Below are 12,529 nucleotides of genomic sequence, written 5' to 3'. Positions count from 1 at the left end.
TTTATGCGATTATCCGAACACTGGAAGGACTACGAGCTTATTGATACTTCGGACGGCGAGCGGCTTGAGCGCTGGGGAGATATCATTCTTATCCGTCCCGACCCTCAGATCATCTGGTCTACGGGCAGAAAGAACCCTCTCTGGAGAAACGCTCACGCGCGCTATTACCGCTCGAATAAGGGCGGCGGGCACTGGGAAACCTATCGCAAGGTGCCCGACCGCTGGACTATCCGATACAATCAGCTTGTTTTCAATATAAAGCCCATGGGCTTCAAGCATACGGGAGTATTTCCCGAGCAGGCGGTGAACTGGGATTATGCCGCCGAAAAAATCAGGAATGAAAACAGACCGCTCAAGGTGCTTAACCTCTTTGGCTATACCGGCTGCGCAACCTTGGCCTGCATGAATGCGGGAGCGATGGTTTGCCATGTCGACGCATCAAAGGGTATGGTGCAGTGGGCTAGGGAAAACGCCCAGTCGAGCTCGATTGCCGATTTGCCTGTCCGCTGGCTTGTTGACGACTGCGTAAAGTTTGTGCAGCGTGAAATCCGCCGCGGTAACCGCTACGACGGCATCATAATGGATCCGCCGTCCTACGGCAGAGGTCCGGGAGGCGAGGTCTGGAAGCTCGAGGAACAGCTTTTCCCGCTTGTCGATTTGTGCCGTCAGGTGCTCAGCAACAACCCCGTATTTTTCATTCTGAATTCCTATACCACAGGACTGTCGCCCGCCGTAATGGAATATCTCCTCGGCGTACAGCTTCAGCAGAGCTTCGGCGGCTGCGTTTCAAGCGACGAAATCGGACTAAGGGTGACCGACACGGGACTCGTATTACCGTGCGGTTCAACCGCTATCTGGGAGAAATAATATGTTCATATCAATCGAAAACGTGTTCTTCTCGTATGACAGCGTCGAGGACGGTCAGCCCGTCAAGAACGCCGTGGACGGCGTATCGCTCACCGTTGAACAGGGTGAGTTTGTGGCTGTCATAGGACACAACGGCTGCGGCAAGTCAACCCTTGCCAAGCATCTCAACGCAATGCTATTGCCGGACAGCGGCAAGGTGTATGTCGAAGGAGATGACACTGCCGACGAGAACAAAACATGGGAGATCCGCGAGAAGGTCGGACTGGTGCTCCAGAATCCCGACAACCAGCTCGTAGCGAGCATCGTCGAGGAGGACGTAGCCTTCGGCCCTGAAAATCTCGGAGTCCCGCCAAAGGAAATCCGCGAGAGAGTCGACAAGGCGCTCAAAGCTGTCGGTATGTACGAGTACCGTCTGCACGCGCCGTATAAGCTTTCGGGCGGACAGAAGCAGCGCATAGCGATCGCGGGTATTCTGGCGATTCAGCCTCAGTGCATCGTGCTTGACGAGCCGACCGCGATGCTCGACCCGAGCGGCAGGGAAGAGGTCATGTCGACCCTTATCCGCCTGAATAAGGAAATGGGTATAACGGTCGTGCTGATTACGCACTACATGGACGAGGCGGTATCTGCCGACAGAGTTGTCGTTATGGACAGCGGAAAGGTGCTCACACAGGGGACGCCCGGGGAGGTATTCTCGCAGGTTGAGCTGCTCAAAAAACACAGACTTGACGTGCCGCAGGCGGCGGAGCTCGCGTTCCGCTTAAAGGGCTGCGGCGTTAAAATAGACCGCATTCCACTCGACGAGGAGGAGTGCGCGCAAATGCTCCTGGAGGTGATGAAATGAGTCACATTCTCGAGCTGAAAAACCTGAGCTTTGTCTACGGTCAGGGAACTCCTTTTGAAAAAAAAGCGGTGGACAACCTCAGCGCAACTATCGAAAAGGGAGAATTCATCGGTATCATCGGCCACACGGGCTCGGGAAAATCCACCCTTGTGCAGATGCTCAACGGTTTGATGAAGCCCACAAGCGGACAGGTTCTGCTCGACGGCAGGGATATCTGGACAGAGCCTAAGAAAATCCGCGAGATCCGTTTCCGCGTCGGCATGGTGTTCCAGTATCCCGAGTACCAGCTTTTTGAGGACACGGTTTACAAGGATATCGCCTTCGGAGCGAAGAATAAGGGTCTTGAGGGCGACGCTCTGGACAAAGCCGTTCGCAGAGCTGCTGAATTTACGGGACTTAAGGAAGAATTGCTTGACAAGTCGCCGTTTGATTTATCGGGCGGTGAGAAGCGCCGTGCTGCAATCGCCGGTGTGATGGCGATGGAGCCCGAGGTTCTGATTCTCGACGAGCCCACCGCAGGCCTTGACCCGATGGGCAGAGAGATTCTGCTCAGTCAGATTGTAAATTACCACAAGGAGCGCGGTGTGACCGTACTGCTTGTTTCACACAGCATGGAGGATATCGCGCGTGTAGCGGATAGGATCATGGTTCTGAATCACGGCACGCTGCACGATTTTGACAAGACAAAAAGCGTGTTTGCAAAGGGTGATGATCTGCGTAAAATCGGTCTTAAGGTACCGCAGATCACCCGGATTATGCAGACGCTCAGAGAGCGCGGCACCGATGTGCCCGACGGAGTTCTCACCGTTGACGAAGCGCTCGAGGTACTCTCCTCGATTCTCAAAAAGGAGGGTAAGATATGGTAAGAGACGTAGCCTTCGGACAGTATTTCCCGGGAAAAAGTCTTATGCACAGGCTCGACCCGCGCGCGAAGCTTGTCTGTTTTATAGCGTTTGTGGTGTTGATTTTCTTCACCTTCAATTACGCTTCCCTCGGTCTTATCGCCGCCTTCACGATTTTTATGATAGCGGCGAGCGGCGTATCGCCGAAATTCTACTTCAAGAGTCTGAAAGTGATTTTGTTCGTGGTGCTGATAACCTCGGTGCTCAATCTCTTTTACGGCTCGGGTGAACCGATATGGCAGTGGTGGATTCTGCGCGTAACGTGGAACGGCATCCACCGCGCGGCGTTTGTCACAGTGCGGATAATCTGCCTGATTCTGGCAAGCTCCTGCCTGACCTTTACCACCTCGCCGACAGAGCTCACCGACGCGATGGAGAGGTTGATGAAGCCGCTGACGGCAATACATTTTCCCGTTCACGAAATCGCGATGATGATGTCGCTTGCGCTTCGGTTTGTGCCGACTCTGCTCGAAGAAACCGACAAAATCATGCAGGCTCAGAAGGCGAGAGGCGCCGATCTGGAGTCGGGCGGATTCTTCAAGCGCGTAAAGGCGCTGATTCCGATTCTGATACCGCTTTTTGTTTCGGCATTCAGACGCGCGTATGACATCGCGACCGCAATGGAGTGCCGCTGTTACCGCGGCGGAAGCGGACGCACGCGAATGAAAATCCTGCGCATGAGCGCGAGAGATATAATATCGATGATAACAACAGCAGCCTTGATCGGCGGAGTGATTGTATGCAACATATTCCTGACGAGCGTGATTTAAGAAATCTGCTTCTCACAATTTCATACGACGGCAGGCAGTTCCACGGCTGGCAGATTCAGCAGAACGCATATACGGTTCAGGAGGCTTTTCAGACCGCGCTTACGAAGATAATCGGCGAGGGCTTTGACCTAAAAGGCTGCAGCCGCACCGACACGGGCGTACACGCGAATATGTACTGCATCAGCCTCAAGACTACCCACCCGATTCCGCCGGAGCGGCTAAAGGCGGCGCTTAACCGCTGGCTTCCGCTCAGTGTAGCAGTAAATGACTGCCGCGAGGTCGGACCCGACTTTCACGCGCGCTACAGCTGCAAGAGCAAAGAATACATCTACAAGATATGGAACAGCGAGGTTCGATCTCCGTTTCTGGAGGGTTACGCGCTTCATTACCGATATCCGCTCGACGAAAAGCTGCTGAACGATGCGGCTCAGGCGTATGTCGGTAAGCACGATTTTACCTCGTTCTGCACCCTCGACAACCGCGAGCAGGGCGATTTGGCAAGAACGGTCAAGGCGTTCTCTGTTACGCGCGAGGGCGATATGGTTATCATGAAAGTAGAAGCCGACGGCTTCCTCTATAACATGGTCAGGATAATGGTCGGAACGCTTTTGCGTGTTGCGCAGGGAAAGTTCCGTCCCAATCAGATTCCCGAAATTATCGAAAGCCGCAGCCGCTCCTGCGCGGGGCCTACCGCTCAGGCATGCGGACTGTATTTGAATAAAGTCAATTATTGACAGGAGTTCAATATGTTCAATAAAAGAAACGGACGGTACGCGGAAACTAAGCCGAATAAGGAACGCACCGTCATCAGCTATGAGGACATTCCTCTCGAGGATTACGAGCAGGAACGCACGAATATCTCTCCGAAGGCAGTCAAAAAAATAATCATTGCTGTGGCCATCGCGCTTGTGGCGGGACTTCTTGTTCTCGCCTTTGCGAACCGCGACAAGCTTTCTCCGGAAAACCTGTCCATGTGGTGGAGCTATGAGGTTCTCGGAAACGGCGGCAAGGGTTATCCCGTAGAGCTTGTCGGCTCCGAGGTCAAGAAGGGCAACTTCGCCGTAAACCAGAGCAGAGTCGCCTATGCTTCAGATACCTCGTTCGTCACTCTCAACTCCTCGGGCAAGGAGATTGCCAACGTTCAGCTTCGTTACTCAAAGCCTGTTATGAAGAGCGGCGAAAACCGTTTCCTCACCTACGGGCTGGGCGATACGGGCTACCAGATTCTCACATACGACAAGGAGCTTTACGCGGGAACCGCGGAAGGCGTGATTTTCACGGGAGATATCGCTCCTAACGGAAACTTCTGCCTTGTCACCGAGGGCAACGGCTTTCTCAGCGAGCTGTACGCCTTTGACCGGAATAACAACAGAATATATAAATATTCTTTTTCGGAATATTACATCAACTCGGTCGCGATAAACAGCGACGGCAGCGGCTGCGTTGCCTGCGGCATAACGAGCAACAACGGCGCGATGCGCACGGGCATATATGTGCTCGACTTCTCGAAGGAAGAGCCTGTCGGAAAGTACACGATTGAGAATGATTCGATTCTCGACAGCAGGTATATCAGCGGCAGGAGAATCGCCCTTGTCGGTGAAAACGCGTCATATGTCGTAAAGGTCGGCGAAGAGGACTACGCAAGCGTCAAATATGAGGGAAAGCTAACGAATTACTGCTTCAGTCCGTCGACCAGAAGCTATGCTATAGCCCTCTCAAAAAGCGGTGACGGCAGAAGCTGTACGCTCATAAGATATAACGATAACGGTGACGTTCAGACACAGATAGACACCGAAAAGGGCGCCGAGTCGTTCTCCGTATTCAAGGGTACGATGGCCGTTCTCGACGGCAACACAATCTACACCTTCAATTCGGAGGGAAATATAACCAACACCTGCGACGTGGGTACGGGCGCTACTGCCGTAACGCTGACGTCGGATTCCACCGCTTACGTTCTCAGTATCAACCAGATGCGCTACTTCGATCTTGCGAAGGTGACGGCGGAGATGGAGCGGCAGCAGCGCGAGCAGGAGAAGCTCGAACAGGAGCAGCAAAGTGAGGCGGGCGAATGATATCTGACCTGATAATCGCAGCGGTCATCATCGGTTTTATAGTTATCGGAGCAATTCGCGGCTTTGCGCGGACACTGCTGAATTTTGCGGGATTGGTGCTCAATCTTATGCTGTCGCATTTTCTTTCGGGAGTGATATCGGGCTGGATATACACAACCTTCATTCAGAAGGTTATCCTATCGAACCTCGAGTCAGAGATTGCCAAAAACGGTTTTTCCGAGGCGGTTGCCAACTCGATGAAGTCAGCTCCCGATTGGGTAAATACAATGCTCAATACCTTTTTCGCTCCGATGGGAGTGAACACGGGCAATCTGCAGAAGGGTATCATCATTGACGATACACAGGCACAGCAGCTTGCCAAAACAATCGAACAGCCTATGAGCGAGATAATCATCGCCGTGCTCAACGTCATTGTAATGACAGTGCTGTTCTTCCTTTTTATGATCATAATCAAGCTAATTATCAGGGCGATCCTCAAATTCTTCCGACTATCCGCGCTCAGCGGAATAAATCATTTCTTTGGCGGTATTTTCGGCTGTATCGAAGGAATTGTGTTTGTTTGCCTTGCAATTAATATTTTTTATGTTATAATGACATACGCAAGCCCTGCGCTGACGGATAACCACCAGTATTTCGGTACGCTTTTCAGGGCGCTGTGCGTATATTTATAGGAAATATACAGGGTGATATTTATGGATAATGAAAGCTGGAGTTTCAAAATCTCCGATTTATGGACAGTTCCGAACCTGCTGACCTATCTCAGGTTTCTGCTGGTTGTGCCGTTTATGTATTTCTTTCTGCAGCAAAACTATATTGGTGCAGCGGTGTGCATCGGCTTTTCGGGACTGACCGATTGTTTTGACGGACTGCTGGCGCGTAAACTAAATCAGGTGACTTCTCTTGGAAAGATTCTCGACCCGATCGCCGACAAGCTCACGCTGTTTTCGGTGGCGCTGTGTATGATAATCTACTATCCCGCGATTCTGCCTCTTCTGGGGCTTTTGATGTTCAAGGAGATCACCATGCTGTTCTGCGGACTGATTCTGCTGATAAAGCGCATTACTCCGCCTCCCGCGCGCTGGTACGGTAAATTCGCGACCGTCGTATTTTATTTCTCGGTGGTCACAATAATCTTTTTGAAGGCAGTATTCTCCTACGAGAGCCTCACTCTTGTGACGGTACTGTTTATTCTGACAGCTCTTGTAATGCTTTTTGCACTTCTGAATTACTCGAGAATGTTCCTGCTACTGATAAAGGAAAGCAAAGCTAAAAAAAATTCGTGACGCTTTTGTGAACAGACTTGCTATTTGTCGCGATTTATTATACAATAAAAACCTATAAGAACCTAACCAACAGATAATATGAGGTACTGACTATGATTTGCAGCAGATGCGGAAAACGGCAGGCGGTCGTTTTCGTTACAAATAATAATTCCAAGGACGCGCCGACGATCGGCTATTGCCTCAGCTGTGCCAAGGAGCTGAAAATCAAGCCTGTAGAGGACTTGATAAGCAAGATGGGCATTTCCGACGAGGATCTTGAAAACGTCCAGGATCAGATGAATTCCCTCATGCAGGGCGGCGACATCAACAGCCTGATGGAGCAGCTCGGCGCGGGCAATCTCGCTGAGCAGATGGAGGATTTCGCGGCTGAGCAGACCGGCAGCGACGACGATGATTTCTCTCACGGCGCGCCCGCGTTCCCGAATTTCTTCAATAATATCTTCGGCGGACAGAAGATCGATTCCCAGTCCGGCAACCCTAAAAAGCCCGAGAAGAAGGATAAGAAGAGAAAGCACATCAACCTTTACTGCGAGGACTTGACCCGCAAGGCGAGAGACGGCAAGATCGACCGCATTGTCGGCAGAGATACCGAAATCGCGCGTGTAATTCAGATTCTTTCCCGCCGAACAAAGAACAATCCCTGTCTTATCGGTGAGCCGGGCGTAGGTAAAACCGCCATCGCCGAGGGTCTAGCGCTCAGGATAGCTTCGGGCGATGTTCCCCAGCGCCTTAAGAATAAGGAAATCCAGCTGCTTGATCTCACCTCGCTTGTAGCGGGCACCCAGTTCCGCGGTCAGTTTGAGAGCCGTATCAAGGGACTTGTCTCCGAAATCAAGGAGAGCGGCAACATCATTCTCTTTATCGACGAGGTTCACAGTCTTGTCGGTACAGGCGACAGCGAGGGAACAATGAACGCCGCAAATATCCTCAAGCCTGCTCTTTCACGCGGCGAGGTACAGGTAATCGGCGCTACGACCTTCAACGAATACAGAAAATACATAGAAAAGGACTCCGCTCTCGAAAGGCGTTTCCAACCCGTCAAGGTAGGCGAGCCGACAATTGCTCAGTCTATCGAGGTAATCGCGGGAGTCAAGGAATATTACGAGAACCATCACCGCGTTGTTGTTGATGACGACATTGTTCGCAAGACGGTAGTCCTCTCAGAGCGCTACATCACAGACCGCTTTCTGCCCGATAAGGCTATCGACCTTCTCGACGAGAGCTGTGCGTGCGCAGCTCTGAGGAACAAGGATCTTGAGCGCAGCGATAAGCTCAACGAGCAGAAGCAGAACCTTGTTCAGCTCAAGGAAGAGCTGACAACCGCCGAGAATGTCGACTATGAAAAGCTTGCCGAGGTCAACACCGACCTTGCTAAAATAGATTCAGAGCTGTCGGGCATTGATCCCGACAGCCTGATTTCGCACGTTACCGAAGAGGATATCGCCAAGGTAATCGAGCTGTGGACGGGCATTCCCGCGTCACGTATCCGCGAGAACGAGCTTTCGAAGCTCGCCGACCTCGAGGGAGAGCTCAAGAAGAAAATTATCGGTCAGGACGAGGCTGTGGAGGCTCTCGCATCAGCAATCAAGCGAAGCCGCTGCCAGATTTCGCCGCGCCGCAGACCCGCTTCCTTTATCTTTGTAGGCCCGACAGGCGTAGGAAAGACCGAGCTTGTAAAGGTACTCAGCCAGCAGCTCTTCGATACACCCGAAACCCTTATCCGCCTTGATATGTCTGAGTTTATGGAGAAGCACTCGGTGTCCAAGATCATCGGTTCACCACCCGGATATGTAGGCTATGACGAGGCGGGACAGGTTACCGAGAAGGTTCGCCGCCGTCCTTATTCCGTACTGCTCTTTGACGAGATCGAAAAGGCGCACCCCGATGTGCTCAATATCCTGCTCCAGATTCTCGATGAGGGAAAGGTAACAGACGCTCACGGCAGAGCCGTAAACTTTGAGAACACCGTCATTGTAATGACCTCAAACGCCGGCTCAGGCACAAAGGAAAGTGCTCTCGGCTTTGGAAAGACAATGGAGGACGCGTCCAAGGAGAAGGTAATGAAGGCACTGTCCGATTTTCTCCGTCCCGAGTTTATCGCGAGAGTTGACGAGGTGATCGTGTTCAATAATCTCAAGTCCGAGGATTATGTAAAAATCGCGGGGCTCATGCTCGCTGAATACGTATCCACACTTGAGGAGAAGCATATTTCCTTTACATACGACGACAAGGCTTGCGAATATCTCGCTGAGAAATCCTGTGGCGGCAAGAGCGGAGCACGCGACTTGCGCAATACAATCCGCCGTGAGGTAGAGGAGAAGATCGCCGAGGCGATGATTTCCTCCGAGAACGGCAGCTTGTCCTCGATACACGTCACATCTGACGGAGAAGGACTGACGGTTCAGACTCTGTAAAATTTCAATATTCAAAGGTCGGCTTTTGCCGGCCTTTTTTGCGCTCTGAAAAGGGCGTTTTTTTCGCCGTTTGAGCGCAGGAGGGAAGAATACGCGTGATTATGATACTAAATTGTGAATAAATACAGAAAAAGCAAATTAATATTTCGGTATAACTGCCAAAGCAATCGCTGATAAATTGTATATAAGCAACATAAATTTTGTCGACTTGCTTTGTATAGAATTAATAATAAAATTCAATAAAAGCATGAAAAAACCCAAAAACTGTGTTGTGATAATTATAAATATTATAATTTAAAGTAATGTAAACTGAATAACCCAAAACCTCCGATAAATACTGACAAAACAGCGAAAATGTGGTATAATAAATGTGTATATTCCGCCGCGTGAGCACCACTTGCACGGAGTTTTAGCACCACGGTCACGCGGCTTTAGCACCACCCTTTACGGAGCTGAGCACCACCCTCTATAATTGATTTGGCACGCGTAAGCGTGACTAAATCAAAAAGGAGGGTGTCGAAATGATCGACTACCGAAACATTTTAAGACTGCACAGCGAAGGGCATAGTCAGCGAGCGATGGAGCGAGAGTTGTACTGCTCGCGTCACACGATCTCTGATGTACCTGATAAAGCGAAGAAAGCCGGAATCTCCTGGCCGTTGGGTGACGACGTTACCAACGAGATGATTCAGGAGCTTCTTTTCCCGGGAAAGTACGCTTTGGCGTGTCCTTTGGGTGCGATCTCTCGACCCCGTTATCGGCAGCAAGCTGGAGGACGCGGTAAATTATGCCTTGAACCAAGAGCAGTATCTGCGAGCGTTTTTGAAAAACGGCGAGGTTGAAATTTCCAACAACTTTGCCGAGAACGCGATCCGACCGTTTGTTATCGGGCGAAAAAACTGGCTGTTCTCCGACACCGTCAAAGGTGCCAAATCCAGCGCGATCATTTACAGTCTGATCGAAACAGCAAAAGCAAACGGTATAGAACCGTACACATACCTCAACCTCATTTTGACAAATATGCAGTACATAGGCAGACCGTTTTCAAATGAAGATCTGGAAAGCTTTATGCCCTGGAGCAAGGAGATCAAAGAATCCATTGCAACGAGAACCAAACCGGCACCATTAACAGAAGAATACACCCGAATTATTCACGGATATCCGGAATTGCGTATGAAAATGGATATGTAAGAGAAAACAGCAGCAAAACTGACACCCTGCAAAGTTTTCCACCGAATAAAGGCGCACTACTCCCTTGGGGGTCAGATAATTTTTGAACGGGAGTTTTGAAGCTGTCAAGGTACACGGGGTAACGTCTATTTGAGTTGCGGACTGAGTTTTTTAATATTGGCGAGAGTCTCGAAAAACTGCGTTTGGTATGGACAGTAACTGCACAGTTTAAAATACACATATCTCGCGGAGCTGACGATTCTGGCTGCAATTTTCAACAGCTTGAGTCTGACAGTGTCGATACGATCCTTTCGCATGGATTCAGGCAGTGTCAGGCGGCGAAACCAGTTAAATAGATTGTATGCCAGCGCATGAATCTGAACCCGGTTGGCGTTGACAATCATGGAAGAACTGCTGACATAGCTCATATCAAAGCCGGATTTGCACTCCTTGATGAAGTTTTCCATATTTCCCCGCTTGCAGTAAAAGCGGATTAAATCCTCAGGAGAGGACTCCATATTGGTCACGACAAAGGTATGCATGTGAATCATCTGACCGTAAGGCTTCTCGATTTTGCAGACGACGCGTCTGGGGTAATCCCAAGAACCCGCCTTGTACAGAAACTCGCCATACACGACGGCATGAGAAACAGTGTCCTCCCGGGTAAGATCATACAGTTCAGAGTCCAAGTCTTGAGCAAGTCTTCTCAGCACAGGATTTTCCTTGAGCCGAATGACATAGCCGGTGCCGTTTGTTTCAAACAGACTGTAGAGTTCATCTGTGGCAAAACCGCTGTCTCCCCGTGCAAAGAGGGCTGTTTGAGGATAATCTCTCTGATATTCCTCCAGAAGCGGCAGCATAAATGCGGCTGCTCCGTTGCTGCAATACTGCGTTCCCGGGCGCAGTTCTACCATCAGTAAATCTCCGGTCATTCCGTCGAAGCAAAGCAGGGGATGATAACCGTGGGCTTGGTAGTGGTAGTTGAACGCTTCGCCTTCCTGCGTGCCATATGCAGCCAGCAAGGTGGAATCGAGGTCGAACAGAATGTGCTCCGGTTTATCGACAGAATAGACTCTTCTGCGAAGAATCCGCTGTATCTCTTCCAACTGCTGTAAACTCCGTTCATCCATGCGGTTGTGAAAACGGGACAGAGTAGGCTGAGAGGCTAAAGCGGTTTTGCCGATAACAGCGTTCAGGACAGGATCGTTTCTCAGGCTGTCGGCGTGATCGTCCTGAAAATAGGCGCCGGTAATCTGATAGAGCATCTGTAAAAGATTCTCATGATCTTTGTGGATTCGGAATGAAGCAGTGTCCGTTGTGCGGAAACGATTTCTGAGCAGCGAATTGACGCCCAGCTTGTGATAAAACTCCTTGAGCAAAAGCAGTCCGCCATCCGAAGAAAGATTGCCGCCATCGAAATTTACGCGAATTTTCTTATTGCTTTCCAACACTGTTTCTGATATAATAGCCATGGGACTTCTCTCCTTTGGTTTGTTGTTGTGGTAACTACATTATACCAAATTTGAAGTCCCTTTTCCATACCCTGCGGGCTTCATCTTTTAGGTGAAAGCCCGTTTCTTCATTTTTTTAGTATTTTCCCTGTGTTGGGGCGATTACCAGGCGATGGCGTGAATAATTCAGGATAAGGTTTTTGCATAATCAAGCCCTCGGTGTTTTGCCGAGGGCTTGCGTTTTGGGGGATGGGGTGGTTGTTGAGCGGTTACCCCGTTTTTGCGTAGAATGCCCTTCACGGGCGTTTTAAGCGCCTATTGTTTTTTAGCTGTAAATCAACTCGTGATTGACAATTTCTTCGGCACGGTTGCGGATAGAGTTCATCTTTTTAACCCACAGCATTTGATTTTCTGCTTTGAGCTGTTCTGTTACACCCTCACGCTCTGCAAGCTGACTTACCAACCGATCAAACATATTCTCCGCCTGTTCGTCGATATCGGCGAGATAAGCGGTCAGCTTGCCTTTAGTAAGCAGATTTGTGTAGAGAATTTTACGATTGTGTTCCAAATAACGAAGCCTACGTTTACCGAATACGCCGATTTCGACCTTCGGCTGTTTGGGTAATTTCAAATTGGGAAGAAGATAATCACCCTGCTGTGTATAAGATATTTTTGTCGTCGTCATAGTCTTTACCTCCGAAAATAGTGAAATTTTTTATTGATCAGAAGCACGATTCAGCGCTTTTCAGGCTATTT

At 50.2% G+C, this 12,529-nt stretch carries 12 protein-coding genes and 1 pseudogene; 11 read left to right on the top strand and 2 right to left on the bottom strand.

What is annotated here, in order from left to right:
• Positions 1-3: 3 nt before the first annotated feature.
• The 11 genes and pseudogenes from AB1I49_RS06895 (at position 4) to AB1I49_RS06845 (ending at position 10,343) form a co-directional block, all read left to right on the top strand.
• Positions 4-867 carry a class I SAM-dependent methyltransferase gene (locus tag AB1I49_RS06895; RefSeq protein WP_407720518.1) on the top strand — a complete coding sequence of 288 codons (864 nt, stop codon included), beginning with the start codon at positions 4-6 and terminating at the stop codon, positions 865-867.
• Between the two features lies 1 nt (position 868).
• The gene (locus AB1I49_RS06890; RefSeq protein ID WP_201426677.1) at positions 869-1,711 is read left to right on the top strand and encodes an energy-coupling factor transporter ATPase; all 843 of its coding nucleotides are present in this window, start codon (positions 869-871) and stop codon (positions 1,709-1,711) included.
• Positions 1,708-2,577 (top strand): energy-coupling factor transporter ATPase, encoded by an 870-nt coding sequence (locus tag AB1I49_RS06885; protein ID WP_201426678.1) that lies wholly within the window; start codon positions 1,708-1,710, stop codon positions 2,575-2,577. Before AB1I49_RS06890 ends, AB1I49_RS06885 begins: the two co-directional genes overlap by 4 nt.
• Entirely contained in the window at positions 2,571-3,383 is an 813-nt protein-coding gene (locus AB1I49_RS06880; protein ID WP_201426679.1) for an energy-coupling factor transporter transmembrane component T family protein, read from the top strand. The genes AB1I49_RS06885 and AB1I49_RS06880 overlap by 7 nt, the downstream gene beginning before the upstream one ends.
• Positions 3,353-4,117, top strand: coding sequence for a tRNA pseudouridine(38-40) synthase TruA (gene truA, locus AB1I49_RS06875; protein ID WP_316619883.1), 765 nt, complete (start codon positions 3,353-3,355; stop codon positions 4,115-4,117). Before AB1I49_RS06880 ends, truA begins: the two co-directional genes overlap by 31 nt.
• A gap of 12 nt (positions 4,118-4,129) precedes the next feature.
• Positions 4,130-5,455, top strand: a complete 1,326-nt coding sequence (locus AB1I49_RS06870) for a DUF5711 family protein (protein WP_316611979.1) — start codon at positions 4,130-4,132, stop codon at positions 5,453-5,455.
• Positions 5,452-6,126 carry a CvpA family protein gene (locus AB1I49_RS06865; protein ID WP_407720517.1) on the top strand — a complete coding sequence of 225 codons (675 nt, stop codon included), beginning with the start codon at positions 5,452-5,454 and terminating at the stop codon, positions 6,124-6,126. The genes AB1I49_RS06870 and AB1I49_RS06865 overlap by 4 nt, the downstream gene beginning before the upstream one ends.
• Positions 6,127-6,147: 21 nt before the next feature.
• Positions 6,148-6,738, top strand: coding sequence for a CDP-alcohol phosphatidyltransferase family protein (locus AB1I49_RS06860; RefSeq protein ID WP_405317476.1), 591 nt, complete (start codon positions 6,148-6,150; stop codon positions 6,736-6,738).
• 92 nt (positions 6,739-6,830) lie between these two features.
• Positions 6,831-9,152 (top strand): ATP-dependent Clp protease ATP-binding subunit, encoded by a 2,322-nt coding sequence (locus AB1I49_RS06855; protein ID WP_407720516.1) that lies wholly within the window; start codon positions 6,831-6,833, stop codon positions 9,150-9,152.
• Between the two features lie 735 nt (positions 9,153-9,887).
• Positions 9,888-10,155 (top strand): annotated as a pseudogene (locus AB1I49_RS06850) (transposase); the annotation flags it as partial.
• Positions 10,134-10,343 (top strand): hypothetical protein, encoded by a 210-nt coding sequence (locus tag AB1I49_RS06845; RefSeq protein WP_407721647.1) that lies wholly within the window; start codon positions 10,134-10,136, stop codon positions 10,341-10,343. The pseudogene AB1I49_RS06850 and the gene AB1I49_RS06845, both read left to right, overlap by 22 nt.
• A 125-nt stretch (positions 10,344-10,468) precedes the next feature.
• Here the strand turns inward: AB1I49_RS06845 and AB1I49_RS06840 are convergent, their stop codons facing one another.
• Positions 10,469-11,794: an IS1380 family transposase gene (locus AB1I49_RS06840; protein WP_330054891.1), complete on the bottom strand. Its 1,326-nt coding sequence runs from the start codon at positions 11,792-11,794 to the stop codon at positions 10,469-10,471.
• A gap of 304 nt (positions 11,795-12,098) precedes the next feature.
• Positions 12,099-12,458 (bottom strand): TnpV protein, encoded by a 360-nt coding sequence (locus AB1I49_RS06835; protein WP_407720515.1) that lies wholly within the window; start codon positions 12,456-12,458, stop codon positions 12,099-12,101.
• Positions 12,459-12,529: the final 71 nt, after the last annotated feature.

Source organism: Ruminococcus sp. NATIVEDY160 (assembly GCF_045819885.1).
Taxonomy (GTDB): domain Bacteria; phylum Bacillota; class Clostridia; order Oscillospirales; family Acutalibacteraceae; genus Ruminococcoides.
The sequence above is the reverse complement of the archived record's forward strand: the minus strand, read 5'-3'. Positions and strand labels throughout refer to the sequence as shown.

Bases quoted from the DNA above. Each gene is read 5' to 3' on its own strand.
- AB1I49_RS06895 (WP_407720518.1), top strand. From the start codon at position 4: ATGCGATTATCCGAACACTGGAAGGACTACGAGCTTATTGATACTTCG.
- AB1I49_RS06890 (WP_201426677.1), top strand. From the start codon at position 869: ATGTTCATATCAATCGAAAACGTGTTCTTCTCGTATGACAGCGTCGAG.
- AB1I49_RS06885 (WP_201426678.1), top strand. From the start codon at position 1,708: ATGAGTCACATTCTCGAGCTGAAAAACCTGAGCTTTGTCTACGGTCAG.
- AB1I49_RS06880 (WP_201426679.1), top strand. From the start codon at position 2,571: ATGGTAAGAGACGTAGCCTTCGGACAGTATTTCCCGGGAAAAAGTCTT.
- truA (WP_316619883.1), top strand. From the start codon at position 3,353: ATGCAACATATTCCTGACGAGCGTGATTTAAGAAATCTGCTTCTCACA.
- AB1I49_RS06870 (WP_316611979.1), top strand. From the start codon at position 4,130: ATGTTCAATAAAAGAAACGGACGGTACGCGGAAACTAAGCCGAATAAG.
- AB1I49_RS06865 (WP_407720517.1), top strand. From the start codon at position 5,452: ATGATATCTGACCTGATAATCGCAGCGGTCATCATCGGTTTTATAGTT.
- AB1I49_RS06860 (WP_405317476.1), top strand. From the start codon at position 6,148: ATGGATAATGAAAGCTGGAGTTTCAAAATCTCCGATTTATGGACAGTT.
- AB1I49_RS06855 (WP_407720516.1), top strand. From the start codon at position 6,831: ATGATTTGCAGCAGATGCGGAAAACGGCAGGCGGTCGTTTTCGTTACA.
- AB1I49_RS06840 (WP_330054891.1), bottom strand. From the start codon at position 11,794: ATGGCTATTATATCAGAAACAGTGTTGGAAAGCAATAAGAAAATTCGC.
- AB1I49_RS06835 (WP_407720515.1), bottom strand. From the start codon at position 12,458: ATGACGACGACAAAAATATCTTATACACAGCAGGGTGATTATCTTCTT.